This window comes from Saccharopolyspora ipomoeae (assembly GCF_029952525.1).
GTDB classification, from domain to species: domain Bacteria; phylum Actinomycetota; class Actinomycetes; order Mycobacteriales; family Pseudonocardiaceae; genus Saccharopolyspora; species Saccharopolyspora ipomoeae.
Map to the genome: position 1 here is coordinate 1 of NZ_JASAOF010000019.1, position 25281 is coordinate 25281.

A 25281-nucleotide genomic window follows, 5' to 3' on the forward strand; every position below is an offset into this window, starting at 1 on the left:
ACCAGGAACCAGGAACCAGGAACCAGGAACCAGGAACCAGGAACCAGGAACCAGGAACCAGGTGGCGGCCGTGTCCGGTGAGCGGGCGCAGCGGTGGGATTCGGCTCCGGTGCAACGCCGCATCCTGGGGGCGGTCCGGACGCTGACGGCGCTGGACCGGCTGCTCGACGTGCTGCCGCTGCTGGCCGACGACATGCGGGTGGAGACGCGTTTCGCGGTGTGCCCGGGTTCGGAGTTCGCCGCGAACCTGGCGGATGAGCTGCGCGGTTCGGCTGCGAACGTGGTCGGCTGGGGTTCCGGCGAGTTCGACCTGGCGGTCTCGCCGAGCGGCAACGGCCCGCTGCACGAGCTGGACGCCCGGGTCCTGACGCTGCCGCACGGCGCGGGTCACCACAAGCGCGTGGCGACGGAAACCGGTGTGGCCGAGGAGATCTCAGGGCTCTCCCGGCAGCAGCTGGTGCACGGCGGCGAGGTCGTCCCCACCGCCATCGGCGTGTCCCACGTGGACAGGCTGGAGGATCTGCGCCGCCAGTGCCCGGAGGCGGTTCCGCGCGCAGCGGTGGTCGGTGATCCGTGCTTCGCGCGGCTGCGCGCGAGCATGCCGCTGCGCGAGCACTACCGCCGGGCTCTGGGCGCGGGTGATCGTCGCCTGGTCCTGCTGGCGTCCACGTGGGGCCCGGAGTCGCTGTTCGCGCGGCGTGGTGACCTGGCGAAACAGCTGGTCACCGAGTTCCCGGACGCTCAGGTGGCGCTGGCGCTGCACCCGAACGTGTGGACGCGCTACGAGCGCCTGCAGCTGGAGACGTGGCTGAGCACGGCCCGCTCCCGCGGTCTCGTGCTGCTCCCCCGGATCCGCGCGTGGCAGGCGGCGCTGGTGGCGGCGGACGTGGTGGTGTCGGATCACGGCAGTCTCGCCCACTACGCGGCCTGCTTGGGAAAACCGCTGCTGCTGGGCGCTTTCGGCGATGCGGAGGTGGCGCCGAAGTCGCCGATGGCGCTGCTCGGCGAGCGCGCGGCTCGGCTGGATCCGCACGCGGACCCGCGTCCGCAGCTGGAGGGTGCGAGACCGGTCCCGGGGCACGCGGAGCTCGCCGGGCTCACCTTCGCCGAGGACGCGTGCGCACGGCTCCGCGCGTTGATCTACGACCTGCTCGACCTGCGGGAACCGTCGTGGCCCGCGACGCCGGAGCCGGTGGAGGTCGTCACCCCGTGAGCCTGCTCCGGACCCGCTCGGCGCGCGGGCTGTGCGCCTGGTCGTAGATCGCCAGGGCTTCGCGCAGCGCCTGTTCCCGTTCGGCGCCGGTGAGCGAGTCCGCGAGCAGTTCGAGCGCCCCGGCGAGGTCGAACGACGCCTCCCGCCGCCGCGCGATCGACACCGATTCGCGCAGCGCGGTCACCGCTTCGGCGTGCTCGCCGAGGGCCTGGTGCGCCCGGCCCATCTCGGACCGGACGCGCTGCACGAGCCGGGTGTCGTCGCGTTCTTCGAAGCAGGACAGGGCTTTTCGCAGCAGTTCCAGCGCCCGCTCGGGTTCGCCGAGCGCGATGTGCGCCATCGCCATCCGGTGCTGCTGGATGGCCTCGCCCCGGGGCTTGCCGAGTTCCCGGTTGATCTCCTCGGAGCGGGCGTGCAGCGCGATGGATTCGCCGAATTCCCCTTGCGCGTAGCGCACTTTGCCGAGGAACTCGACGGCCGAGGCGAGTCCCCGCCGGTGTCCGATCCGCTCGGCGAGCCCCACTGCGGCCTCGCACTCCGCCGCCGCCTCGTCGAGCCGGCCGAGCTCGGTGAGCAGCTGTCCGCGCAGGCTCCGCAGCCGCGCCTCCGCGAGCTCGTCGCCCAGCCGCTGAGCGGATTCGACGCCGATGACCAGCGCGGACAGCGTGTCGGCGTAGTTCTTGTGCTGGTTGTGCAGCGCCCACAGCGGGCTTTCGCAGAGCACGACGACGTCGGGGTCCCAGTCGCGCGCGGCGGCGGCCCGGATGACGGCGAGGAGGTTCAGCCGTTCCCGTTCGAGCCATTCGCGCCCGGTGGTCCGGGTGAACGGGTTCTCCCCTTCGAGCCGGTCTTCGACGGCCCGGAACCGGTGCGGGTCCATCACGGCCCGGTCGGCGAACCCGCCGGTCCGCCGGTACCAGGCGACGAGCCGGCGCAGCGCCTCGTCGTCGGTGACGGTGCCGAGGTGTTCGGCGGCCAGCGCGGGCAGCAGGTACTGACCTTGGTCGTTCTCCTCGACGAGGCAGACGCGGTGCAGCTCGGCGAGGTGGTCGTCCGCCTCCGGGTCCCCGGTGAGCGCCGCGATCGCGTCGGCGCTGAACGCGGTTCCGGGGAACGCGCCGAGCGTCCGGTAGCAGCGCGCCTGGGCGTCGGTGAGGTCGGCGACGGTGACGTCGTAGGCGGTGAGCGCGTCGCGGAGGTGGTCGCGGCGGTGTTCCCGCAGTTCGCGCGCGGTCCGCGCGAGGTTCCAGCGGCGCTTGAGCATCTGCCCGACGATCAACCGCAGTGCCCGGGGAACCCGCCCGCACAGCTCCACCACCTGGGCCGCGGACGCGGGATCGTCGTCGACGGCGATGCCGCGTTCCCGCAGGTAGTCGAGGGCGTGCGCGGGTTCGAGCGCGGACAGCCGGATCGGCCGGGCCCCGTCGATCGCCAGCTCCGGCGCGTCGGTGGCGGCCGTGCACACCACCACGCACCCGGGCGCTGCGGGCAGGAGCTCCAGCAGCGGTTCGGCGTCGGTGACGTGGTCGAACCCGAACAGCACCCGCCGACCGCTGGTGCGGCTGCGCAGCTGCGCGATCCGATCCGCGGCGGACGCGGGAACGTGCTCGTCGGCGGCCCCGAGCGACCGCAGGCACCGCGCGGCCACGTCGTCGAGACTGCGCGGCCGGCCGCCGAAGTCGATCCACAGCACGTCGTCGAACTCGTCTGCCACGTCGTGCGCCCACATCTTCATCAGGGCGCTGGTCCCGACCCCACCGGCCCCGCTGATCACCGCAAACCCGGCCCGCCCGTGACGCTCCTCGGCCAGCACCGCGTCGAGCACGGCCCGCGGCCCCTCCCGATCCACGAATCCCACCGGAGCGGGCGGAACCTCCCGAGCAGCCTCCCGCCGCACCTCGGCCGCGTGGAAGTGCACGTCACCCGCGATGCCGCCCTGCACCACGTTCCCCGCCGAACCGCTGAACTCGTTGCGCATCCCAGCCCCAGAGCATCGCGAACAGTAACGATCACCTGACCATACGCGTCCGAAGCAACCAGCGGTTCCGCCTCACAGGCACCACCAGGTGCCAACCCCCCACCCCCACCCAGGTACCCTCCGACCAGGCCCCCGTAGCTCAGGGGATAGAGCACGGCTCTCCTAAAGCCGGTGTCGCAGGTTCGAATCCTGCCGGGGGCGCTCTTGATGAACTCGCGAAACCTCTCGTGACCAGGCGTAAAGCGGTCCAATGCCTCTTCGCCAATCGGTCGTTGTCTACCAGTTTCGGCCGTTAGCGGCCGCCAGCTACGGGCGATTCACGGGCACCACTGCCCCCGGCACCTTGGCTACCGCGCAGGCAGAGTTGCACCGACCTGACGCCAGCAGGCAACCTCATCGGCGGTTCAGTGGGCAGCCGATAGCCCGAGCGCTAGCGGGAAACGGGCGAGCAGCAATCGATTGATTGCAGTACTGCTACGTTGATCCTCGATCAACACACGACCGCCACTGATCAACGTGTCGTGCATCACTTCTTGCAGAGAAACCGCCCATACACCACGAGTCCAGCAAAGATAATCGCCCCGCGAAAACACGCGCAACTTGACTACCGGGGGTTCGCCTGAGCTTGCTAACCAACCTACCGCCACATTGCATCGATCCTAGCTCAATTGACTTGATCCAAATCATTGGCGAGTGGGCGAGAGGATGCGAAGTGAAAGAGGCCACCCTTCTTGGGGTGAAGGTTATCTGGTGGGCGCGATTCGGAAAACTACTTCAATTTGTTGCGGGCACGGTCGCCGTGATCGACCTGGTTGGCCCCGAAAGATTTGACCGGATCGCCAGTCGATTCAAGCGCGCTAGTGTGCGGAAGTTCTCGAAGAGAATGGAGTCGTCGGCGTTTTCGAACCCGGCCATGCATCAGTTCATCAGCGTTCAAACCGTGTTAAAGATCGAACACGGGGAGGATTTGACAGCTCTTTCTGCAGGAGCCTTCGCTCCGATTTTTGCACTGCTGGTAGCGAAGGAGTTCTCCCTAGGAAGCGCAGCCACTCTCTTACTTTTGCTCGGCAGCGCTGCACTCCTAGCTCTATCGATCAAAAAATCTCTATTCAGCATTTTCAGGTTTCTATCTTACCTGTCTTCTATTGCAAAGGATGGAAATTCCGCCAAGTGGACGGCTCTCGCTCTCGTTTTCATCGGATTCGGCTTCGATATGCTCGGTTCGTAGACCGCATTCGCGAAAGGTGACAGCCGCCCCCGGCAGGAACACCTTGCCCGGGGGCAGCTTTACCTGTTTTCCTCCACTATCTAACTAACCATAGCTACTTGGCCCGGTATCCCAGAAAACTCTCGACACGTTGGCGGGCCACAACGTCCTGACCGTGCAAGCATGAGGCGTAAGTCTCCAACAAGACCGCCACGGAGTGGCCAGCCCACCGCGCCACGGTCGTCGGGTCGACGCCAGCTGTCAGCCATGTACTTACCGCTGCGTGCCGCAGCGAGTACGGGCGCTCAGCCAGGCGAGACTGGGCAACCTTTTCCGTGAACGCCGCCGCACGAGCTGCCCGCCACACTCGCGTGTAGGTAATCTTTGGAATTCCTCCACCCTGATCACCCTCGAAGAGCAGACCACTACCGCCGTCGCCATATGCCTCGATGTGGTTGTGCAGCAACGCGGTCAATTCAGGCGGACACGGCACGGGCCGCCCCTCCCCCACAGCGCGCGCTTTCACTCCTCGCCTTTCCCGCGCCTGGCCGGTTCCGGTCCAATGCTTGCCGGCATGCGGATGTGCTTGACTGACGTAGATCTCGCCCCATCCCCTTTTCGGCAGGTTGAGATCGTCCTTGGTCAAAGCTGCGGCTTCTTCAGGTCGAAGCGCCGCGAAATACATCACTGCAAAGAAGGCTTCCAACCTCGGGCCACTTCGTTGGATCTGGCTCACAGCTCGCAGCAATGTCCGCGCCTGTACCGGGTTTGGCATCGTTCGGGGGTCAATCGAGCGACTGCCCTTCGGCATGGATTCCCACTTCATGTCCCGCAACGGGTTGGTCTCCAGGGCCTTCTCATCGACCGCGTAGGACAGGAAGTGTGAGAGCACAGCGCGGTTTCGACGGGCCACTGTCGCTGCATACTTCTTGCCAGCTCGACTCACGAGCGAAGCCTGCTGCAACTCCCGCTGCTTTGCCTCATCCTGGACGACGCTGATCGGGAGGCTGTTGCGCGTGCACCACTCGATCGCATCGCGATGCTCTTCCGGCACACCCTTCGCTCGCTGATCAGAGTTGAAAGCCCAGCCCCGCAACATCGAACGAATTTCCGCGTCGGCCGGCTTGCCCCTACCGCCGTTGAAGAAGACCGGTGACACCCTGACCAGGGCCTCCGCGATGGTCTGGCGCGTGTTCGCGGCAGCTTCCGGCCAGCGCATGTCGACGTAGTTGCAGGCCAACTCGAACCAACGCATGTCCCGCGTTGCCCTACCGAGCGATACTGGCCTACCGCTCAAGGTGTCGAACGGCTCGCCGCGGTTCTGGGCGGATACGAGCTCAGCCCGAAGGCCATCCGCCTGCGCACGCTTCTTGAACGCCTCCTCGAACTCCTCGCGCCCAACTCGCCAGCGGAGCCGGTAGCTAGTGACCTTTCCGCTCTTGTTCTTGCGAGCGGTGATGGCCCAGATGCGCACGTCGTAGCTCTGCATTTCAGGCCACTTCCTTCCGGTCATTCAGCCAGTCTTCGAGGTCGTCGCGGAGGATTCGGAGTGCTCCGTTCGGCAACTTCGTGCAGCGCGGCGCGGTTCCCCTGGCGCGCCACTTGTAGAAGGTGTCCCTGCTGATGCCGAGTTCGGCGCAGAGATCAGGGATCGACAGGTACTCGCGTCGGCGGGTTTTCACGGCGGTTTCCTTCGGTCGAGACGAACTGAGCGAACGGACTCGATCGGTCATGCGATCCCCCTCTGCTTCGTGGTGTGCGGGGTTGCTGTCCCAGCCGTCCCATCCGTCCCGATGCAGGTCAGCGCGGGACGGCTAGGGGCGTTGGGACGGCTTGTGCCGTCCCACGGGACTGGTCTGGTGATCTGGGTGGGACGGCTGGTGCCGTCCCGCTCGGTGGTGCCGTCCCGGGCTGATCTGGGCTGGGACGCTTGGGACGGCTGGGACGCCTCTGCCGGAGGTGTCTCCGGCGGGCAGTAGCGCTGCCAGGCGTCGACGAAGTCCGCGCGGCGGTAGCCCTTGGCTTGGGAGCCGTCAGGGAAGCGGACGTTGCCGGAACGGATCTCGAAGTCCGCCAGCAGCTTTGAAAGCTTGCTGGGGTTGAGTCCCAACGAGCCGTACTCGCACCACGGCGCTTCGAGGTCAGCGTTGAGCTTGCCCAACAGGTCGCTGGTGGAAATGGCCTGCTGATCGCCGAAAGCGCGGCGGATGTCGATGAGCAGCCGAGTTTTCATCGAGCCCTGGTCGTTGTCGTTGGCTTCGGCCAGGAGGTCAACCGCGGATTGCCTTGCTCGCTCCGGCCACGTCCCTCCAGCGTGGTCGGCCAGGGCGATCAACGGTTCCCAGGTGTCGGCTGCTCGGTCTTCCAGCGGCATTTCCGGTTCAGCGGCTTCGAGCTTGTCCAGGTCGGCGCGCAACCACTCGTTGATCCGGTCTGCGAGGCGGGTCAGCGCCGGTCGGTCGCGGCGGTGGCGGAAGGGCGAGACCTTCTCGCCCGGTGCCCTGCGGCGCATGCGGATCACGACTGCTCGGTCTTCGATCGTGTCGGGCATGGCGCCGATCCCGGCCAACGCGGCCATTGCGAAGGTCGGGATGGCTTCGACCTTGCGGGTGTTGGCGTCGAAGCGGATCGCGGGGCGGTTGCGCTGGTGGCCAGCGTTGAGCAGGCCGCGCAGGTCTTCGTTGCTGCCCGCGTCGGCGCCGAAAATCGTGTCGGCCTCGTCGACGAGCATCGTGGGCGGGTCCTCGTCGATCGACCGGTACACCGCCGACGGCGAGGCGTTGACGGTGATCAACGGCTCGTAGCAAGCGGCTTCGACGACGTCGAGGAGCCGGGACTTGCCGCAGCGCTTCTCCGGGGCGCGGATGACCAGGCGCGGGGCGTGCGCCCAGGCGGGCTGGGCGTGGGTCGCGGCGATCCACAAGACCACGGCGTCGACAGCCTGCGGGCTGGGCAGAATCACGTAGCGCGTCACCGCCTGGTGGAGCTCGTCCAGGAGCTCAGCGCCGGTGGTGGGTGCCGTCATCGGGCTACCTCCCTTCATGTCGGTGGTCGTCATGCCGCGCCCCGTCCCAACAGGGATTCCGGACCGTCGTGGGTTCCGCGCTCCCAACCCCGGAGGGCGTTGCGTCGGGCGGCGGCGGGTTCGAGGGGCTTGCCGGTGCGCTCGCGTCGGCGGAGTGCGGCGGCGGTCAGGGCGTCGATAGCTTCGGTCGCGGTCCACGGGGCGGTGTCGTGGGTGGCGAGGTTGGCCAGGCGACGCGCGGCCGCATAGACGAGCCGCCAGCGCTCCCCCGGCTCGGTTTCGACCTTCGACAGCTGGCCTTCCCAGATGCGCTGCCAGTAGCCCGGTGCGTGATCACCTGGGCGGGCTGCCGTGAGGTTGGGTGCTGCCGGTGCTGGTGCAGCCGGGGGCATGACCCGGGGCCGCAACCAGCCGGGCAGCTCGGCGATCTCAGCGGCCGCTGAGATCCGCGTGTAGGCGCCCGCGACGTCCTCCGGGGGTGTTGTGGTGCTGGTTCCGGGGGCCAGGACGTAGCCGCCCAGGGCTCGGACGTCGATCTGGTATCCGACTCGGCCGGTGGCGTCGCTGGGCACCTGCAGACCGTGCGGAGCGCGGAAGTACAAGTGGCGGCCGCCGGAGGGTGTGGCGACGGTGAGCGTGGTCGGCCACGCTGCTCCAGCGGCGATGGTCAGGGCATCGAGGGCTTCCAACCCGTTGCCGACCGGGCTGGGCACGTCGTGCGCGGCCGGGGCTGGCGGCTTGGGCTTGCGGTCGAGGTCGAGCACGACCAGCCCGGACGGGCCGGTCGCGATGCCCACTCCGGCACCGGGGGTGCGGGTCCACCACTGCCGGATCAACTCCTGATCGATCGTGGCGGCGAGGAGGCCGTGGCAGGGCTGTTCGGTGGTCAGGCACCGGCACGCGGCCGGGGCGGCGTGGCCGGTCTTGCAGTGCGGGCAGTTGGCGAACGGGCGCTTGCTGCCGGGCCGCAGCGGGAAGACGTACATGCCTTGTGCGGCGAGCCAGCTGGCGATGGTCAGGTTCGTGGTCATGGCTGTCCTCCTTTCAGTGGCGGTGGTGGTTGGCGCGGTGGATGCGGCGAGCGGCGTTGATGACCCGGCGGCCGGGGCGGAGGCGGAGGCCGGTGCCGTTGCAGGGCGGGCAGAGGCGGATGGCGCGCAGGAACGGGGAGCGCAATTTGCCGGTGCCGTGGCAGGTGCGGCAGGCCTTGAAGGGCCAGAACCAGCACGTCACGCCGTAACCGGACGTGACCAACAGGAGTGCGAGGAACAGGACGGTGCTAGCGGAGTCGGCGGGGGTCACAGGTGGCCTCCTGGGCGGTTTTTGGGCGCACTGGCCCACGCGCCTCTAGGGACTAGGGCGCTGGTGAGATAAGGGATGGGGGTCTAGCGGGGTCTCTAGACCTAGAGGCGCGGTCGTCTAGGTCTAGAGACCCGGCGAGGGCTAGCCGGACCCCTCGCGGCGGTTACGTTCCGCGACTTCGTGGGCGATGTCGGCGCGGGTGATGCCGATGCGGCTGGCGCCCTTGTTGTCGTCGGTGGTTCCCCACACCTGGGCGGTGCGGATGCCGTGGCGCTTCAAAGCCGCGGTGAGGTCGGCCGACTCGGTGTAGGTGCCGTAGACCTCGGGCTTGAGCTCGTAGAGGCGTGCGATGACGCGCTCGTTCCAGACCTTCTTCTCGGTCTCGCCGACCACGGCCAGGATGTCTTCGAGCAACGTGTCCTTCTTGGACACCGACTCGTCCACCTCCGGGGCCTCGCCGATGGCGTGGCCGGTCAGAGTGCCTGCCTGCTCGCGCAAGGTGCGGGCGTAGGCAGCGACCTTCTCCGAGGCCGGACCGTCCAAACCTGCCACCGTGCGCACGATCTGGGCGTCCGAGCCTTCACCGACCAGGTAGCCAATGCCCTTGTCCGCCCACGCGAACGTCGTCGCTCGGACGCCCTGCTTGTACTTCGAGGTGCCCAGGACCATGTCGTTTTCGGTCTGCCCCTGCACCTTCAGACAGAACCGCGTCGACACGTTCGCCGAGATCCCCGTGGGCAAGCTCTTCGCGTCCGGGCGCTGGGTCGCGAGCATGATGATGATCCCGAGGGCGGGCCCTCGTTTGACCAGGTCGGTGCAGATGGCTTCGAACTCCTCGCCGTAGTCGGGGTGCTCGAACCACACCTGGCACTCATCCACCCCGATGACGATCGGGTGCAGGCCGAGCGACTTCTTGCCCGCGAGGTCCGGGGTGACCTTGTTCTCCGGCGCGAGACCCTGCTTGGCCAGGTCCCGGATCAGCTTGGCTCGGCGACGCAGCTCGTCGCGGAGTTTCCGCAGGTCACCAATAGCCTTCTCGATCTCCTCGTCGTCGTCTCCGACGCCGTGGGCGTGGGTGACCTTCTCCAGGGGGTCGAGATCACCGGTGCCCTTGAGGTCGTAGGTGTGCAACTCGGCACGCGGGTCGAGCGCCGCGATGAGCAGCAACTCGCGCAGCGCGAAGGTCTTGCCCATGCGCGGGATCGCACCGATCGCCACGCTGGTGAACATCAGCCGCAGGTCGACCCACCGTCCACGCTGGTCGGTGCCGAACGGCTGGGGCTGGAACAGGTCGACCCGCACGCCCTTGCGCAGTGCCCAAGCGGGCTGCTTGGCCTTGCGCATGTCCTGATCCCCCACCCAGAGGATCAACCGGCCCGCGTGCTCGCCGTTGTCGGCCTCGGGCCACACGCACCCGAGCGGTCGACGCAGGCCGGAAGCGAGCTTTTCGCGGCGGTCCATGATGTCCCCAGGGGTCACACCGTGGGGCAGGTCCACATCCGCACGCCACCCCTTGCCGTCGCGCGAAATCGGCTTCGGGAACCCGATCCCCTCGCCGCCCTTGCCCATCGCCTGGTTGATCCCCGAGATCCCCAGGGCTCCGAGGGCGATTTCGACGGCGTTGCTGGTCAGCTTCGGCACCTTCGTCGCCTCCACCGCACGGGAAGCGATCGGCTGATCCGCCGGAGCTCCCAACCAACCCACGGCGCCGAGGGCGCCTGCCACGATGGCGTACTGAACGATCTCGGGCAGTAGCTCACGGCCGAGGAAGAACGCCGCCAGAGCAGCCGCACTCAAGCCCACCGTGGCGTAGACCCGGCCCCGGACTCGGCTATCACGTTGTCCGGACAGGCGGAGGTATTCGGCGGCGTCGGCGCGGTCAGCGGCAGCGTGCCGAACCGGGCGGCCTTCGGCATCGGTCACCCACCGCAGGAAACCGCGCAGCAGGCGCAGGGTCCCTTGCGGGACGCGGATGAGGATGCGGGCGAGGTAGACCGGGCACCGCACCGCGTGGAACGCCAGGGTGTGTCCCGCGTAGCTGACCGCCCACTTCGCGGTCTCCCGGAACTCCTCGACACTGCTCGCCCACGCGGGCAGGACCGGTTCGCGCTTCTCACCACGGACCAGACTCGAACCCGCCTCGGCCTGCAGCTGGTCGACCTGAGGAGCCTGGTCCTGGTCGTCGACCAGCTCGCCGTCGATCACCTGCGACTCAGCACCGGCCTCGGCCTCGGCCTGGGCTTGGTCGTGGTTGAGGCGTTCGGACGGGAAGCGCAGCACCTGCGCCTGTTCCTCGGCCTCCTGGTGCTCGTCGCCCTGGGGCTTGGGCGTCTGGGGCTGTTCGGTCATTGCTGCACCTCCCGGTGGGTGTCTTTGATCAGGTGGGCCAGGCCCGCGCCCATGCCGAGCACGGCGACAGGCAGGCAGGCCACGGCGGCGGTGATGAGCCAGGGCGCCGAGGTCATCCCGGCGGCCTTCATCAGGTGGAACGCGATCTGCCCCAACGCCCCGAGGGCGAGCGAGCCGAGCGCGGAGTACTTCGCGAACCGCCGGGCTCGGGCCGGGACCTGGCCGGAGAGCCAGACGCGCAGGGCATAGGCGGCGTAGGTCTCGACCCCGATCGGCAGCGTGATCGCGGTGTTGATCGCGAAGGAGTCCGCGATCCCCGGAAGCGGGTGCACGATCCCGAACCCGGTCAGCTGACCGAGTCCGACCCACCCCGACCAGATCGCCACGAACGCCGGTAGAGCCAGCAGCATCACCGGCCACACGGCGACAGGCTTCGAGGCGGTCGTCTCGGTCGGCTGGGTGGGCGTGGCCGGGTCTGCGTCGACCGTGATCGGCTCCGACACCGCCTCCCGCACCGGCGCCGACTCCTCGGCCGAAACCGGGGCAGACTCGGTCGCCTGCTCCGACTCCGGGGACACGTGCTCGGAATCCGTGGGCTCGGAATCAGGTTCGGTGGGTTCGTCGTCGTCGGTCTCGGTGGGTTCGGTCTCGTCCGGAGTGGGTTCGGCGACGACGTGCAGACCCCCCGGGTTGGGAGCCTTCACCGGCTGCTCGTCGGCGAGGCGGTCCAGGATCTCGCGGGCCTTCGGTGCCCCGATCCGCAGCTCAGCCATCAACTGGTTGCGGCTCGGAACCCGTCCCGACTGCTTCGCCAGCTGGCGGGCCTGCGGCAGCAGCTCGGCAACCGGCACGGGGTAAGCGCTCTTCGCGGTGGTCATCGCGCACCCCCACCGGGGCTAGCGGTGATCCGTAGCATTGGGGATCTCCTAACGGTTTGGTGATCGGTGGGAGACCCGGCCCAACAGGCGTTCTTGGCGGAAGGGCTGTTGGGCCGGGACATCAGAAAGGCCAGGTGGTCTCGCCGCCGTCGACGCGGTCAGCGGCCTTGAACAGGGCCTCGGCCATCAAGACGTCGTTGCGATGATCGGCCGCGTAGCCCTCATCCCGGGCCGCATACGGCCCGTACCGCCGGACGTACTCCCGAGCCAGCCGGTCGCACCGCAACTCGCTTTGCGCCCGTTCCGAGGCGCGCTCCCCGGCCTCCTCGTCCGCCGGTTCGGCGGCTACCGACAGCGGCTTTCCGGTGATCTGCGAACGCCACGGGCCTTTCTTGCCCTGAAGACCCCGGCGCTCCATCTCCAGGTAAGCCGTCGTCGGGATCTCGTCGACGTGCGGCGGGGGCGCGTCGATCTCGAAGCGGTACGCACCGCACTCGCAGGTCCACCGCACCGACACCTCGCTGACCTGCTCACCACGACTCGGCTTGTGCTCCGGGCAGGTCAGCTCACGCCGACGCCGAGCACCCCGGGAACCATCAGCAGTCGAGAACCGCGGAACACGCCGCCCCGACAACAGCCAACTCATCAGCCCGTTCACGCCGCCTCCCCGGAGTCCGCCTCGTCCGTGATCAGCCGCAGCACCGCACCGGCCTCGCGACGCTCGTACCGCCGCAGCCGCGTCCGCTCCCCCGCGCCCAGCTCCGACCAGGCGAACGGCGTGACCGGCAGCTCGCCGAGTTCCTCGGCGATGACCTGCGACCAGTAGTCCTGCACCGCTTCCTGCTCGAACTCGCTGAGCTCGGCCTCGCAGTCGGCCAGCTCGGCGCCGAGGGACCTGTCGCCCTGGTTGGGCATTGCTACCTCCCGATGTCTTAAGAGATTTTCTATGTCGCGAGACATTAGGGCGCGCGAAGTCAGCTGTCAACCCATGTCTCAAGACATGCCGAGTACGCTGATCACGTGGCTACTGACGACGCGCACGAGGACAAGCGCCCAGCTAGTCGGCGTGTGGCGGACGCCCTACAGGGGCGGATCGACGCCGGCGAATTCGCCCCGGGCGCCCAGCTGCCGACATATCGCCTGCTCGCGGAGGAGTACGAGGTCGCGGTCAACACCGCGCTGGCTGCGGTTCGCCTGCTCCGGGACTCCGGCGTGGTCACGATCCGAACCAACGCCGGGGCCTACGTCCGGGAGCCGTCCGAGCAGGTCGACGTGGCTGCGGAACTCACCCGCACCCGCTCGGAGCTGACCGAGCTTCGCAGGACGGTTCAGCAGGCGGACGCCGCCATCAACGCCCTGGAAGAGCGGCTTGACGACCTCATCAGCCGAGTCCGAGACGAGTAGCGCGCAGCGCTTGGTGGTCGGCGCGCTCATGCCATGAGTCCCTGGAAGAACTGAGCCATGCCGTTGACGAGGGCGATGAAGAGCTCGAACGCGCCCTTGACCCAGACGGCCGACTCGGCGGGGTGCTTGACGATGAGGACCAAGACCGCGAACGTGACGGCCGCGCCGATGAGCTTGGGCATGATGCCGCCGCCGGTCTGGACTCCGGGGAACGCCTGCTTCGCCATGACTTTCTCCTTCTCGCTGAGGGCTTTTCGCTTGCCCGATCCGCTGACATATCCAGATTGCGGTCTCAGCGAGCTACAAAGAACTGCCCTTGAACGCCCCTTGCTGAACCCGTGCTGAACCGGCACCCCTGAACTCGTGCTGCACTCCGGTTCCGCTGAAGTTCAGAAACGGCCGGTCAGATGCGAAGCTGGGTGCCATGCAGCTCAACGGCACCCCGCCCGAGATGGAGCAGGTCAAGACCCTGGCTCTGACGAACTACGGCCACTTCACCTCGATGCGGGTCGAAGACGGGCACGTCCGCGGCCTGTCCCACCACATGCAGCGGCTGCTTCGCGACTCCCGCCAGCTCTTCGACGTCGACCTGGACGTCGACCGCGTCCGGCACTTCGTCCGCCTGGCGCTCGAAGACGCACCGGCGCTGACCACGGCGCGCGTGACGATCTATGACCCGGCGCTCGACCTCGGCTCGATCGGCCAGGACGCCGAACCGCACGTGCTCGTGACCACGCGCGCGGCATCGCCGGGCATCGCCTCACCGCTGCGGCTGCGAGCGATCTCGTACGTCCGCGACGATCCGCCGGTCAAGCACATCGGCCTGTACGCCGCGCTGCGACGGCGCCGCATCGCCCAGCGGGACGGCTTCGATGACGTGCTGTTTCTCAACCCCAACGGCACCATCAGCGAGATCGCGACCTCGAACATCGGATTCGTCCGAGATGGACAGATCATCTGGCCCAAGGCCGAGTACCTGTCCGGCGTCACGATGACCCTGCTTCAGCAGGAGCTCGACGAGTCGGTCATGGTCGAGCCGGTGACACTCTCCGACCTGGACGAGATGGACGCCGTGTTCGCGACGAACGCCGCCACCGGACTCCGGGCGGTGGCGGCCGTGGAGAGCAACGAATGGCCCAAGGAGCACCCGGTTCTCGACGAGCTGCGCGGGCTCTACGCAGACATCCCAGGCGAAAGGGTGTAGCCACGCGGGCATGACCTTTAGGCTTCCCTGCGGAAGTCGTGACAGGGGAGCTAGCAAGTGGCGAATGTGCAGGTTTGGACCGGGGCCGAGATCAAGGCTCTTCGCACCGCGATGCGACTGAGCATCCGCGAGTTCGCGGCCCACCTGGGCGTGAGTGAGCGCATGATCTCCAAGTGGGAGGCCAAGGGCTCAGATATCACCCCGCTCCCGGTCAACCAGGCCATCCTGGACACGGCCCTGCGGATGTCCGACCCCGACACGAAGGCCCGGTTCAAGGGGCTGACCGGCGGCGCGGAGATCTCCGGCGCCGAGACCATCGAGCCGATTGGGAGCAGCCAGGTTCGCCACCCGATGACCGGCAGCCCGATGGTCAAGGTGGACGGCAGCATCTACCAGGCCGGACCGAGCAACACGCCGCTGTGGGTGCCGTCGTACTACATCGACATCTACCTGGTCAGCAACGCCGACTACGCCCAGTTCGTCGCCGCGACCGGTCACGAGCCGCCGCAGCACTGGGAGAACGGCACCTTCCCGAAGGAGCTGGCCAACCACCCCGTGGTGTGGGTGACCTGGAAGGACGCCGCCGCCTACGCGAAGTGGGCGGGCAAGACGCTCCCAACCGCGCAGCAGTGGGAGAAGGCCGCCAGGGGAACCCGCGGTGCCACCTACCCGTGGGGCGACCAGCCGACACCGGCCAAGTGCAACGTTCGGGAGAACGGCGTCGGCGCGACGACGGTCGTCGACTGCTACCAGTCCGGCACCAGCCCCTACGGCGTCTACGACATGTGCGGCAACGTCTGGGAATGGCTCGACACCCAGTCCACGCCCGGTCGCCGAGAGCTCAAGGGCGGAGCCTGGACGAGTCAGTTCGACCGCGCGGTCCCGTCGCAGTTCAACGACGCCAACGAGACCATGTGCGACGACGACACCGGCTTCCGCTGCGCAGCACCGGCCGAAGACCTCGAACGCCTCCTTCACGGCACCGAATAACCAGCTCACGCCACACCTCCGGCCCTGCCTGGACACCAGGCGAGGTGTTTCGTCGCCGCTGTGGCGATCTCAGCGCGCCATGAGATCGCCTCTCCCAACGTCATCGCACGTCGGAGGGCATCTGTCAGCTGCTCGGAGGTTCGGCGGTCATCGGCCACAGCTAGGGCAGCACCTTCCCAAGTAGTGGTTCTCCGCGTGGAACTCCACCGCGTCCACGGCGATCTGCCCGAGGTCGGCGACAACGCGGAAGCAACGAGGACCATCAACCGGGCACACGAGCCAGCGCCGACCGTCCACGAAGACCGACTGCAACTCCTCACGCTGAGGCACTTCCATAGGCAGCAGTGTAGCTACCTACACCTACCTATGGGTTCATCTCATCAGGCGTAGCTTCCTCCCCCTGCATAGCGTCAGGTCATGAGCTGGGAGAGCCGCGCAGACAGGATCAACCGAGACCTGCCGGTCTACGTCTGGTCCCAGATCGCCGACGACCTCCGAGCCGACATCGAATCCGGCGAACTCACCCCAGGCCAACGCCTCCCCTCCGGTCCCGAACTAGCCGAGATCTACGGCGTCACCAAGGTCACCGCCACCAAGGCCATTCGGCATCTACAGGAAGCCGGCCTTCTTACCGTCGTCAACGGCATGGGTACCTACGTCACGGTCAGCTGACTCTCGGGTAACCCTCGCCCGCCGCGCCGTCACGCACCCATCCGGCCCCGCCCGATGCCTGCGCGGCGACCGCCGCTAGCCAACGCGAGTGCCCCACGCGGAGCGACTAGCAGCGAGCGATGACGTGTATCGGAACCCACCAGATGTGTCGCTCTCCCTCCTGTTCCTGGGTTCACTTCGCGACAGAGGCGGATGCGAACCTCGCCCCACCACCGCGACCGGATGTCACGGCGCCAGGACAGCAATTCACCATCGACAACGCCAACGAGCACCCACCCATCCGGCAACGACACCCCGCCCTCAGGTTGTTGAACACGCGACCGAGGTCGACCTGGACCGGCACCGGCGACTTGCGACGGCGGTCGCCCCCGGCTCCGACGGCGGATGAGCTTGAACGCGGCCGACCCGCGAGTTTGTTACGGAGGTTCGTTGCCTCCTCGCAGCGCAACCCAGTACATCAGACCAAAGAACGCGGTTAGTTTCGGAGAGATCTACTCCACAGCTTGGAGCAAGCAGCGATCTTGAATCGGGACGGTAGTTTTATTCCTGCCGTAAGGCTATTTTTCACGATAGACGACGAGATCGTCGTTTGGCTGGAGCGTGATCGGGGCGCTTCTACCCTGATCTTGGTGGATCATAAAACCAGCAAAATGAAGTTGGTTCATTTTCCTGACACTTGACCCGTACCTCATGCCAATATCCCAGCCCTGAAGTTCGATCACCACACCACTCAAGTCGAGGGGACGGACAGATTCGAGTGAGGCGAGAGTGCCAGCTGGGAACTTGCTCTTGAGTCGTGTGTTGTAGTGAGGCTCAAACATTCGAATTAGTCCCGCCTCGGCAAGAGCGACAGCATGACGTTTTTTGAATGTACCTTGCTCGAAAGTCGCCATGATGAGATTGCCATGCGCTAGGTCCTCCTCATCAGACACTTCAGCACTCTCAGGGCTCACATCCATGCTGAGATTTGTGTCCGTAATGGCAGCAAGGGTAAGCCACACTTGCTTGTCTGGAGTGGTTTCCGCAAGGATCCGCTGGACCGTCTCATGGCGTTTAAGTCGATCCCACGCAGTGCGTTCCTTTTCGCGTCCGAATGCCTGGCCAATATAGACAACCTCGTGGTCGGCTGCAGTTCGAGGCCATTCGGAGGCTATTGCCGCGAGCTGCGCCACACCTCCGATTAGAAGACTATTTCCGTCCATGTCCTCTATGCGGAAATCTTCGTATGGCCAGTCCGATTTCCAAATGATGTCATCTCTTGATTCTAAATTTCTGATGGAGAACCTGTGCTCCTCAAATTCCCCACCATGCTGCAATCGCACGATGCCACGGATCGCTTCCTTGGTGATCTCAACAGATTCGGGACTTACAGAGACTCTCGGACGAATACTTACTAGGTACAGATGACAAGGAGGGTGCGAGTCAGGTATTTTCGCAGCCTGAAAGTCTTGTTGCCGACCGACTAGCTGCGCTGAGATTGTGATTATGACTGTCCATTCAGTCACGTACTTCCGCCGGGTGTGGTCAGAGGACATCCCATGATGGTTCCACTATTTCCTCTATTGCGCCAGGCGTCTATTTGGGTGCTTCTGCACCGTTCTAGTGCACGACAAGCACCACGTAGTACCGATTGTCCCGATGCGGACGTTGTCCTGCGGCGCCAGCACGACCGAGCCCTCAACGACGTCAGGAGGGTGGATACCATCCCTTGGTAGAGCACCGATTGATGCTCGCCCAGTCATCGAAGGCCGTGACTTGCGGCCAAATGGGGCTTTTGAGCGAGAAGGGTCTCCAGCCTGCTGTCTGCCCAGAGCTCGATAAACGGAGCGTGCCCTTTGTTATTGTGCGCCTCGGCCCAGCTCACAGCATCAGCTGTGAAGCGTCCAGTCGTCGCGATAATGAGGCCGCGGACCACCGGGGGTTCCCAAAGACTCACCGCAGTAACGGTATCGGACACCTCAGTAGGACCAACGGATCGCTTGGTCCAGTGCTTTGCTTGTACGATGACTCGCTCATTTCGTGTGCCACCCGTACTGTCACGAAGGACACGCTCAAGGGAAAGATCTCGCCCCCTGTCAGGAGCTCGTGTCTTCATCAGCCATTGGACATTGGCATGCTCCGGAAAACTTCGGAGCAGATCAAAGAGCAGCCGTTCGAATCCGTCATCGTCGAGACGATCCCACGGCAATGCGACAGTGGCCGCTCCCGTGAGTTTTCCGGCGGCGGCTTGCCCAAGGTCAATATCGGGGACAGGAAGCGGGTCAGTGTCGGCGAGCGCTCCGGCCTCAACATCGGCGCGGACGCTTGGCCAGTCCAACTCGTAGATGTCGTGCCAATCGTGCCCTTGCCCGAAGCGCAAGTGGCGATGAAGGTCGTTCCAACGGCCACGACGCTCAGCCGAGGGGCCGAGCAGGCGCTCGATTTCGTCGACAGCGTCGGAGACCTTGTCAACCGCTAGCCCTTCAAGTACGTCCTGGGAGTCGCGGGCTACATCGGTAAGGAGAACGGGAAGCGTCGTGTCGATGAACGATGTGAGCTCATTTAGGCGTTCGCGAGCAGCCCGGCGCCGGGCTCGATCCAATCTGTATCGGTACTCGCTCAAATCATTTCCCGGCTTTTCCCTCACCTTGTAGGCCTCGGCGGGATATTCACTGATAGTGAAGTAGTCGAGAAACATTTGCCCGATCTCATCAATATCGGGCAACTCGTCTGTAATCGTCCACCCGTCAACCTCAGGCAAGCCAGGCAACAGGTCCGCCCAGGCGCGCCGGAGGTTATCATACTCGGGGTGAGAGCCCCGCTGCGGTTCTGTTGGTATGAAAGGCTCAGCTCGCTGCCAGACTTCTTCGAGTTTCGCTAGGTTTGCTGCGGCTCGGTCGATCGCGATCAGCAAGTCGTTAAGCTCCACGCCTGACAGCATGACACAATCACACGGGCACATCAGCCCTCTTCGACAACTTGGGCTGATCGCACGTCGAACTCTTTTTCGAAGTCAGCTAGCTGAGGCCACAAAGAAGGCCTTAATGTTCTGACACGCGTAGCCAAGATTCCGCGCAGATACGACTTACTGATCTGCGATTTCTTCCTTCCGAGAAAACCCGTGAGCCACTGCCGACGCCCCTCGTCGGCGCATCGACCGGTTCTTGTACTTCTCACGCCCCGGGGCTGCTGACTTCGAATAGACGCCAGCAGCCTTGACCGGGTGTCCTGCGCCAACGAGGGCATCGCTCACTCGGTGGATCTTCTGGGTCAGGACGGTCGTCCCCGAGTAACTTCGCGGCTTGACAGAGGATCTTTCAACCTCAAGTTGCCCGGCGCTTGTTGGCCTCGTCGGCTCAGCACTCTCGTTCGTGGCTCGGGATCGATGTACCTCGCGCCTACATCACATAGCGGGGCACGGGCAATTCACGGGCAACATCACCGCTTGCGCCTAGATACCTCAACTCTCACCTGCACAAACGCCCACACACAGCCCAGCTCTCCTAAAGCCGGTGTCGCAGGTTCGAATCCTGCCGGGGGCGCTTCGTGGTGGTTGTTGTCGTTCGGTATCTGTGCTCGCTGGGTTTGCGCGTGGGCGTGGTCTTGCGGCGGTTCGGGCTGACGACGCCGCAAGACCACGTCTCGTGATTCAGCCCAGGTCAGATCGAGTAGTCCACGTTCGCCATGTGGGCGTTGCCGCTGCGGACCCGGACCTCGACCTTGGACGCGTTGTTCTTGGGCCACCGGATCTCGCCCTGGCCGCGAGTTCCGCAGCCGAGCGACTGCCACTTCTCCGGGTTCGCCGCGTTGCCGTGCCGTGCTTCGACGCACGCGTACTGGTTCGTGTCCGCCTGAACATTCCAGGTGATGTTCAACTTGCCGTCCCAACCGCTCGCCGGGCTGGTGTACTCGCACTCATTGGAAACCGGCCCCCACTTCCCGGGAAAGCCGCTCGTCCGGCTCTTGCACGACGCCGCCGAGGCCGGCGCCGCGAAGAAGCTCGCCGACAACACCGACAGCAGACCCGCCACCAGCACAGCAGAAATCGCCTTCTTCATCCCCACACTCCCTCTTCCTGATGCTTCCCGGATTCGATCGGCGGGCAACTGGAAAATCGATTTCCGCCGACACCAGAAACACTGGACCGTCAACAGAAGTGCCGCAACGAGAACGAATGTTTGCGGCCAATCACCTTTGTCCAACACCGGCCACAATGTCCGTCACCGCTGACCACAGCCTCAATCCCTGATCAATCCCCCCGAACCAGGGCGGCGAGGTGGTTCAGGGAGTTGGGGAGGTGGGTTTTGGGGAAGGGTGGGAATTCGAGGTGGTCGCGGATGGTGTTCGGGACTGCCGACCAGTCGTAGGTGAGGGTGATTCGGGTGGCGTTCGGGGATTTCGGTTCCAGGTCGTAGCGCCAGAACCAGCCTCCGAATTCGAGGTTTCCGTCGCCTTCGGGGTCGTAGCCGGTTCGCCAGCCGATGGCGCGCGGGGCGTCGAGGACGTGGACCTGGTTGACGACCTGGTAGTCGCCGTCGCGGGCGTCCGGGTGGTACATGTCCATCCGGAAGAGCTGGCCGACCTCGGTCAGCGGTGCCCGGTCAACCGATTCCTGGACCCAGCCGGTGCCGTCGATCGCGGCGTGCGTCGTCGGATCCGCCAGGACCGCGAACAACTCCTCGGCGGGGACGTCGATGGTCAGCGCGGCGCTCACGCAGTCGGCCACCTCCACCACCTCCTTCTCCTGTGCAGACTTCCCGGCGGCGCGGAACTCATCGGTCGAGCCAAGCCTCGTTCCTCAGCTGCCTCAGGAGCTGCCGCTCGTGCTGAGCGCGGAAAGCCCCGGGACGTCTCGGTAGCGGTCGGGGTTGCCCGTCGTCGGGGATGTCACTTTCGTTGGGGCGGAGGCATCCTCGGTCGGTGGTTCGCGTCTTGGTGGGTGAGGACGTCACACCGACCTGGAGGTACCGCATGGGGATCACGTCGAAGTTCCGCCGCGTCACGACCGCCGCCGCGCTCAGCACCCTGATCGGCACGAGTGCGCTGGTCAGCGCGGGTGCGGCGGAGGCAGCCGAGTACCCGCACTGCGTTCCGGGTGATCTGAACACCTCGGTCGCCGAGATCCCGTCGCCGAACGGCGGCCGGCTGTTCCAGATCGAGTTCGAGGCCAAGCCCGGAGTGTCCTGCCAGGTCGAGGGCGCGCCGTCGGGGCTGACCTTCTTCAACGGCAACTCCGTCGTGGACGTGCCGGTGGTGGTGCCGGAACCGAGCACGGCGGAGCCCTACACGATCGACGAGAAGCACCCGGCGTCGCCTACGTCGCGACGCCCGCGGAATCGCCGAACCCGATCCCGGCCTCCTCGATCACCTTCGACCTGCCCGCCGGCGGCGGGATCAGCGCGGCCTGGCCGGGCCCGATCGAGGGTCCCGTGCGCGTCGGCAACATCGGCCCGCAGGTGAGCTGACCTCCTACAGCGCCGGCGGGTGGGTGAGGCGGCGGAGCGCGTCGGCGACGTGCTCCCGGTGTTCCTGCAGGACCTCCGGGGGGACGCCGTCGGCGGTGGCCGTGGCGACGAGGTGGTCGGTGGATTCGCGCAGGGCCGCGCTCGTCGCCGCGGCCTGCATGCGGACCTCCAGCGAGTCCGCCGGGAGACCCATGCGGTCGGCGAGGACGTCGGCGAAGGCGGGTTCGGCGCGTTCGCGCAGCACCAGGTAGACGGCTCGCAGGGCGGGTTCGTCGTGGGTCATGCGGATGACGGCGAGGACCGCCTCGATGTCGTCGCCGGAGTCCAGCACCGGCGTGTAGGACTCCCGCAGGTGCTCGGCGAGCTCGATCTCGGGCGGCCACGTGCGCAGCACGACCTGGAAGGCGTCGATGGACTTCGCCAGCAGCGGTTCGACGCAGCTCTCCTTGGTGCGGAAGCAGCGCCACAGCGTGCGCTCGGAGATGCCGGCGGCGCGGGCGATCTGCTCACCTGAGGTCGCGGCCACACCGTGCTGCCGGAACAGCGCCACGGCGTGGCGGGAGATGTCGAGCCGCTGCTGCTGTCTTTGCCGGTCACTGGCCGGCGGACGGCCTCGGCGGGGGCGTTCGACCACTGGCCCTCCCTCGGACGAACCGGACTCGTGTTGACACACCCTAATCGGCACAACATTATTGGCAGTGACTGCCAATTAAAATGCACCGAGGAGTGCCATGAGTTCTGTCGCCGAGCGCCCGCAGCTGCCCTTCGCCAGGCCGAACGTGCTCGATCTCGCTCCGCTCTACGAGGTGCTGCGCCGCGAGGCACCGGTCGCGCCGGTGACCACCCCGGCCGGCGACCCCGCATGGCTCGTCACCCGCTACGACGAGGTCCGAGAACTGCTGAGCGACAAGCGGTTCGGCCGCTCCCACCCCGAGCCGGAGAAGGCGTCGCGGGTGTCGACCGCCGCGGTGCAGGACGGCCCGACCGGCAACTACGAGACCGAGGAGGCCGACCACACGCGCATGCGGCGGCTGCTGACCCCGGCTTTCTCGGCCAAGCGGATGCGGATGCTCACCGATCACGTGCAGCAGCTGGTCGACGGCTACATCGACCGGCTCATCGCCGAGCACGAGGGCGGCAACGTCGTCGACCTGCACGAAGGGCTCGCGTTCCCGCTGCCGGTGGCGGTCATCTGCCAGCTGCTCGGCGTCCCGGAGAGCGACCGCGAGCTGTTCCACTCGCTGTCGAGCCGGATGGCGACGCTGGCCGACGACGACGATCCGCACAAGGCCCGGGCGGAGTTCAACGCCTACATGACCGGCCTGGCCGAAGGGAAGCGCGGCGACCTGGGCGAAGACGTCATCTCCGACCTGGTGCGCGCCCAGGACGACGATGACGATTACGACTACGAGGAGATGATCCGGCTCTGCGTCGGACTGCTCTTCGCAGGTCACGAGACCACGGTCAACCGGATCGGTCTCGGCACGCTGTTCCTGCTCACCCAGCCCGAGCACTGGAAGTCGCTGGCCGACGACCCGGCCGACCGGGTCAACCGCACGGTCGAGGAGATCATGCGGCTGGGCGCCCCGGGCGATCTCGGGCTGCTGCGCTACGCCCACACCGACGTCGACATCGCCGACGTGACGATCCGGCGCGGTGAGGCCGTGATCCTGTCGGTCAACTCGGCCAACCGCGACGCGTCCGCCTACGCCGACGCGGAGACCTTCGACCCGGACCGCGAGGAGCGCACCCACCTGGGATTCGGCCACGGCGCGCACTTCTGCATCGGCGCGAGCCTGGCCCGCACCGAGCTGCGGATCGTCTTCGAGACCCTCGCCCGCCGCCTGCCCGGCCTCCGCCTGGCCAAGGGCATGGACGAGCTGGAGGTCCGCCCCACCATCACCGGCGGGGTCACGTCCCTACCCGTGACCTGGTGACGTCGCGACCCCATGACGTCGCGGGGGACGACAGTTTTCATGAAAACCGTCACCCCCTCAGAGTCGGGGCAGTTTTCATGAAAACTGCACCACCCCTGAGGGGATCGGCGGTGTGAGGACGTTCTGTCCCGTCGGGGTGGGGAAGTTTTCATGAAAACTTCGTGGTGTTCGGGACGGGACAGTTTTCATGAGAACTGTCCCCACCCCCACCTCGTCGACGGGCCCTAGTCGCGCTTGCGCGCGTCCAGCTCCGCCGCTTCTTCCGGCGTCGGGGCGGTGCCGCCGAGGTGGGCGGGCAGCCACCAGCGCTCGTCCTCGGTGGCGGGCTGCTCGGGGTAGTCGGCCTGCAGGTCGTCGAGGATCTTCGACATGCGGCCGCGGAGGTCGTCGGTGAGCACGTCGGGATCGTCCTGCGGTGTCGGCCAGAACGGTTCGCCCGCGTGGATGTGGATCGGCACGTGGCGCTTGGTGAGGGTGCGCGGCCTGCCCTTGGTCCACAGCCGGTGCGTGCCCCACAGCGACATCGGCACGACGGGGACGCCGGCTTCGGCGGCCATCCGGACCGCGCCGGACTTGATGGGCTTGACGGTGAACGAGCGGCTGATCGTCGCCTCCGGGAACACGCCGACGACCTCGCCCGCGCGCAGCCGGCGCACGGCCTCGTCGTAGGACTCGCGGCCCGCGGCCCGGTCGACGGGGATGTGGTGCATGCCCCGCATGAGCGGCCCGGCGATCTTGTTGTCGAAGACCTCCTTCTTGGCCATGAAGCGCACCAACCGCTTGGCGGGCTGCGCGCCCAGTCCGCAGAAGATGAAGTCCAGGTAGCTGACGTGGTTGCAGGCGATCACCGCGCCACCGGTGCGCGGGATGTGCTCGGTGCCCGTCACACGCAGCCGGTTGTCCAGCACGCGGAACATGGCCTTCGCCGCCAGGACGACGGGCGGATAGACGATTTCAGCCATTTGAGCAGGTTACGCACCCGTAGGTTCGCGCGGTGCACCCCTGCGTCCACGGTCACATTTCCCGAGGCCGGACGGGCCCCGGGGGCCGACGAGCTCGAGGTGATCAGCGTTCGCCGTAGACGGTCTCGCAGGGGATGCCGTCGGCGTCGTCGTCCATGTCCGTCGGGGAGCCGAGCGAGTTCCAGTAGGCGGTGACCTCGGTGAAGGTCATGCCCTGGGCCTGCAGGGTCGCGCAGTCGTGGGTGGTCGTGGCGGGCGTCGTGGCGGGGGCGTTCTTCTCGCCGTAGACGGTCTCGCAGGGGATGCCGTCGCTGTCGTCGTCCATGTCCGTCGGCGAGCCCAGGCCGTACCAGTACTGCACGACCTGGGTGAAGCTCATCCCCGCGTTCTGGAGCCGCCGGCAGTCGTGGGTGTTCTGGACCGGTTCCCGCGGCTGGATCACCACGGGCGGCACTTCGGTCGCCGGAGGCGAGGGCGCCGTCGTGGCGGGCGGCGGTGCGGGCGGAGTTCCCGGCGGCACGATGTTGATCGTGCACGCGCTCATCGCCGCGAGGACGAAGATCTCGCAGCAGACGAGGTGAATCCGCCGGAGCTGCACGGAATTCAGCATGCGCGGGGGGTTCGTGAACCCGCAACGGGAATGAGCGCTGTTGTGACGGGAGTTCTCAGTGCTTCTCACACAGAACTATCTTGCGCGCGAGAGGTAGCGTTGCTAG

The 25281-nt window shown here is 66.5% G+C and carries 26 protein-coding genes and 1 tRNA gene; 9 read left to right on the forward strand and 18 right to left on the reverse strand.

The window, feature by feature from the left end; translation table 11 throughout:
* The first annotated feature begins 70 nt into the window (after nt 1–70).
* The gene (locus QFW96_RS23110; protein WP_281457812.1) at nt 71–1213 is read left to right on the forward strand and encodes a hypothetical protein; all 1143 of its coding nucleotides are present in this window, start codon (nt 71–73) and stop codon (nt 1211–1213) included.
* On the opposite strand, the gene QFW96_RS23115 is transcribed toward QFW96_RS23110, so the two are convergent.
* Nucleotides 1203–3191, reverse strand: coding sequence for a tetratricopeptide repeat protein (locus QFW96_RS23115; RefSeq protein WP_281457813.1), 1989 nt, complete (start codon nt 3189–3191; stop codon nt 1203–1205). The genes QFW96_RS23110 and QFW96_RS23115 overlap by 11 nt on opposite strands.
* Before the next feature lie 128 nt (nt 3192–3319).
* On the opposite strand from QFW96_RS23115, the gene QFW96_RS23120 reads away from it, so the two are divergent.
* Both QFW96_RS23120 and QFW96_RS23125 read left to right on the forward strand, forming a co-directional pair.
* Nucleotides 3320–3392 (forward strand) — tRNA-Arg (locus QFW96_RS23120).
* A gap of 511 nt (nt 3393–3903) precedes the next feature.
* Complete coding sequence (locus tag QFW96_RS23125; protein WP_281457814.1) at nt 3904–4419, forward strand: hypothetical protein; 516 nt, start codon at nt 3904–3906, stop codon at nt 4417–4419.
* Between the two features lie 94 nt (nt 4420–4513).
* Here the strand turns inward: QFW96_RS23125 and QFW96_RS23130 are convergent, their stop codons facing one another.
* From QFW96_RS23130 to QFW96_RS23170, 9 genes are all read right to left on the reverse strand, one after another.
* A complete protein-coding gene (locus QFW96_RS23130; protein ID WP_281457815.1) occupies nt 4514–5887 on the reverse strand; it encodes a tyrosine-type recombinase/integrase in 1374 nt (457 codons plus the stop codon).
* 1 nt (nt 5888) lies between these two features.
* Nucleotides 5889–6131, reverse strand: coding sequence for a helix-turn-helix transcriptional regulator (locus QFW96_RS23135; protein ID WP_132681195.1), 243 nt, complete (start codon nt 6129–6131; stop codon nt 5889–5891).
* Nucleotides 6128–7423: a DUF3631 domain-containing protein gene (locus tag QFW96_RS23140; RefSeq protein WP_281457816.1), complete on the reverse strand. Its 1296-nt coding sequence runs from the start codon at nt 7421–7423 to the stop codon at nt 6128–6130. Before QFW96_RS23140 ends, QFW96_RS23135 begins: the two co-directional genes overlap by 4 nt.
* A 29-nt stretch (nt 7424–7452) precedes the next feature.
* Nucleotides 7453–8454, reverse strand: coding sequence for a bifunctional DNA primase/polymerase (locus tag QFW96_RS23145; protein WP_281457817.1), 1002 nt, complete (start codon nt 8452–8454; stop codon nt 7453–7455).
* Between the two features lie 13 nt (nt 8455–8467).
* The gene (locus tag QFW96_RS23150) at nt 8468–8725 is read right to left on the reverse strand and encodes a hypothetical protein (protein ID WP_281457818.1); all 258 of its coding nucleotides are present in this window, start codon (nt 8723–8725) and stop codon (nt 8468–8470) included.
* 141 nt (nt 8726–8866) lie between these two features.
* A complete protein-coding gene (locus tag QFW96_RS23155) occupies nt 8867–11074 on the reverse strand; it encodes an FtsK/SpoIIIE domain-containing protein (protein ID WP_281457819.1) in 2208 nt (735 codons plus the stop codon).
* A complete protein-coding gene (locus QFW96_RS23160) occupies nt 11071–11952 on the reverse strand; it encodes an ABC transporter permease (RefSeq protein ID WP_281457820.1) in 882 nt (293 codons plus the stop codon). Before QFW96_RS23160 ends, QFW96_RS23155 begins: the two co-directional genes overlap by 4 nt.
* Before the next feature lie 121 nt (nt 11953–12073).
* On the reverse strand, nt 12074–12610 hold the full coding sequence (locus QFW96_RS23165; protein ID WP_281457821.1) for a hypothetical protein: 537 nt from the start codon (nt 12608–12610) through the stop codon (nt 12074–12076).
* On the reverse strand, nt 12607–12867 hold the full coding sequence (locus QFW96_RS23170; protein ID WP_281457822.1) for a hypothetical protein: 261 nt from the start codon (nt 12865–12867) through the stop codon (nt 12607–12609). Before QFW96_RS23170 ends, QFW96_RS23165 begins: the two co-directional genes overlap by 4 nt.
* 105 nt (nt 12868–12972) lie before the next feature.
* Between QFW96_RS23170 and QFW96_RS23175 the strand changes: the two genes are divergently transcribed.
* Nucleotides 12973–13356, forward strand: a complete 384-nt coding sequence (locus QFW96_RS23175) for a GntR family transcriptional regulator (protein ID WP_281457823.1) — start codon at nt 12973–12975, stop codon at nt 13354–13356.
* Nucleotides 13357–13382: 26 nt separating this feature from the next.
* Here the strand turns inward: QFW96_RS23175 and QFW96_RS23180 are convergent, their stop codons facing one another.
* Nucleotides 13383–13583: a hypothetical protein gene (locus QFW96_RS23180; protein WP_210971130.1), complete on the reverse strand. Its 201-nt coding sequence runs from the start codon at nt 13581–13583 to the stop codon at nt 13383–13385.
* 197 nt (nt 13584–13780) lie between these two features.
* On the opposite strand from QFW96_RS23180, the gene QFW96_RS23185 reads away from it, so the two are divergent.
* From QFW96_RS23185 to QFW96_RS23195, 3 genes are all read left to right on the forward strand, one after another.
* On the forward strand, nt 13781–14560 hold the full coding sequence (locus QFW96_RS23185; protein ID WP_281457824.1) for an aminotransferase class IV family protein: 780 nt from the start codon (nt 13781–13783) through the stop codon (nt 14558–14560).
* Between the two features lie 57 nt (nt 14561–14617).
* Nucleotides 14618–15550 carry an SUMF1/EgtB/PvdO family nonheme iron enzyme gene (locus tag QFW96_RS23190; RefSeq protein ID WP_281457825.1) on the forward strand — a complete coding sequence of 311 codons (933 nt, stop codon included), beginning with the start codon at nt 14618–14620 and terminating at the stop codon, nt 15548–15550.
* A 417-nt stretch (nt 15551–15967) separates the two neighbouring features.
* Nucleotides 15968–16222 (forward strand): winged helix-turn-helix domain-containing protein, encoded by a 255-nt coding sequence (locus QFW96_RS23195; protein ID WP_281457826.1) that lies wholly within the window; start codon nt 15968–15970, stop codon nt 16220–16222.
* A 557-nt stretch (nt 16223–16779) separates the two neighbouring features.
* On the opposite strand, the gene QFW96_RS23200 is transcribed toward QFW96_RS23195, so the two are convergent.
* The 4 genes from QFW96_RS23200 to QFW96_RS23215 form a co-directional block, all read right to left on the reverse strand.
* Entirely contained in the window at nt 16780–17394 is a 615-nt protein-coding gene (locus tag QFW96_RS23200; protein WP_281457827.1) for a hypothetical protein, read from the reverse strand.
* Nucleotides 17395–17960: 566 nt separating this feature from the next.
* A complete protein-coding gene (locus tag QFW96_RS23205) occupies nt 17961–19130 on the reverse strand; it encodes a restriction endonuclease (protein ID WP_281457828.1) in 1170 nt (389 codons plus the stop codon).
* A 730-nt stretch (nt 19131–19860) separates the two neighbouring features.
* On the reverse strand, nt 19861–20259 hold the full coding sequence (locus tag QFW96_RS23210; RefSeq protein WP_281457829.1) for a hypothetical protein: 399 nt from the start codon (nt 20257–20259) through the stop codon (nt 19861–19863).
* Between the two features lie 191 nt (nt 20260–20450).
* A complete protein-coding gene (locus QFW96_RS23215) occupies nt 20451–20936 on the reverse strand; it encodes an SRPBCC family protein (protein ID WP_281457830.1) in 486 nt (161 codons plus the stop codon).
* A 236-nt stretch (nt 20937–21172) separates the two neighbouring features.
* On the opposite strand from QFW96_RS23215, the gene QFW96_RS23220 reads away from it, so the two are divergent.
* Complete coding sequence (locus tag QFW96_RS23220) at nt 21173–21661, forward strand: hypothetical protein (RefSeq protein WP_281457831.1); 489 nt, start codon at nt 21173–21175, stop codon at nt 21659–21661.
* A 9-nt stretch (nt 21662–21670) separates the two neighbouring features.
* Here the strand turns inward: QFW96_RS23220 and QFW96_RS23225 are convergent, their stop codons facing one another.
* Nucleotides 21671–22300, reverse strand: a complete 630-nt coding sequence (locus QFW96_RS23225) for a TetR/AcrR family transcriptional regulator (protein WP_281457832.1) — start codon at nt 22298–22300, stop codon at nt 21671–21673.
* Nucleotides 22301–22397: 97 nt separating this feature from the next.
* On the opposite strand from QFW96_RS23225, the gene QFW96_RS23230 reads away from it, so the two are divergent.
* Complete coding sequence (locus QFW96_RS23230) at nt 22398–23603, forward strand: cytochrome P450 (RefSeq protein WP_281457833.1); 1206 nt, start codon at nt 22398–22400, stop codon at nt 23601–23603.
* 224 nt (nt 23604–23827) lie between these two features.
* Here the strand turns inward: QFW96_RS23230 and QFW96_RS23235 are convergent, their stop codons facing one another.
* Together QFW96_RS23235 and QFW96_RS23240 are read right to left on the reverse strand one after the other, a co-directional pair.
* Complete coding sequence (locus QFW96_RS23235; RefSeq protein WP_281457834.1) at nt 23828–24565, reverse strand: lysophospholipid acyltransferase family protein; 738 nt, start codon at nt 24563–24565, stop codon at nt 23828–23830.
* Between the two features lie 103 nt (nt 24566–24668).
* Nucleotides 24669–25163, reverse strand: a complete 495-nt coding sequence (locus QFW96_RS23240) for a hypothetical protein (RefSeq protein ID WP_281457835.1) — start codon at nt 25161–25163, stop codon at nt 24669–24671.
* Between the last annotated feature and the right edge of the window lie 118 nt (nt 25164–25281).

Excerpts from the sequence above, each read along its gene's own strand:
- QFW96_RS23140 (WP_281457816.1), bottom strand. The coding sequence starts at position 7,423 with ATGACGGCACCCACCACCGGCGCTGAGCTCCTGGACGAGCTCCACCAG.
- QFW96_RS23130 (WP_281457815.1), bottom strand. The coding sequence starts at position 5,887 with ATGCAGAGCTACGACGTGCGCATCTGGGCCATCACCGCTCGCAAGAAC.
- QFW96_RS23145 (WP_281457817.1), bottom strand. The coding sequence starts at position 8,454 with ATGACCACGAACCTGACCATCGCCAGCTGGCTCGCCGCACAAGGCATG.
- QFW96_RS23115 (WP_281457813.1), bottom strand. The coding sequence starts at position 3,191 with ATGCGCAACGAGTTCAGCGGTTCGGCGGGGAACGTGGTGCAGGGCGGC.
- QFW96_RS23210 (WP_281457829.1), bottom strand. The coding sequence starts at position 20,259 with ATGAAGAAGGCGATTTCTGCTGTGCTGGTGGCGGGTCTGCTGTCGGTG.
- QFW96_RS23235 (WP_281457834.1), bottom strand. The coding sequence starts at position 24,565 with ATGGCTGAAATCGTCTATCCGCCCGTCGTCCTGGCGGCGAAGGCCATG.
- QFW96_RS23230 (WP_281457833.1), top strand. The coding sequence starts at position 22,398 with ATGAGTTCTGTCGCCGAGCGCCCGCAGCTGCCCTTCGCCAGGCCGAAC.
- QFW96_RS23170 (WP_281457822.1), bottom strand. The coding sequence starts at position 12,867 with ATGCCCAACCAGGGCGACAGGTCCCTCGGCGCCGAGCTGGCCGACTGC.
- QFW96_RS23220 (WP_281457831.1), top strand. The coding sequence starts at position 21,173 with ATGGGGATCACGTCGAAGTTCCGCCGCGTCACGACCGCCGCCGCGCTC.
- QFW96_RS23155 (WP_281457819.1), bottom strand. The coding sequence starts at position 11,074 with ATGACCGAACAGCCCCAGACGCCCAAGCCCCAGGGCGACGAGCACCAG.
- QFW96_RS23185 (WP_281457824.1), top strand. The coding sequence starts at position 13,781 with ATGCAGCTCAACGGCACCCCGCCCGAGATGGAGCAGGTCAAGACCCTG.
- QFW96_RS23135 (WP_132681195.1), bottom strand. The coding sequence starts at position 6,131 with ATGACCGATCGAGTCCGTTCGCTCAGTTCGTCTCGACCGAAGGAAACC.
- QFW96_RS23160 (WP_281457820.1), bottom strand. The coding sequence starts at position 11,952 with ATGACCACCGCGAAGAGCGCTTACCCCGTGCCGGTTGCCGAGCTGCTG.
- QFW96_RS23195 (WP_281457826.1), top strand. The coding sequence starts at position 15,968 with ATGAGCTGGGAGAGCCGCGCAGACAGGATCAACCGAGACCTGCCGGTC.
- QFW96_RS23180 (WP_210971130.1), bottom strand. The coding sequence starts at position 13,583 with ATGGCGAAGCAGGCGTTCCCCGGAGTCCAGACCGGCGGCGGCATCATG.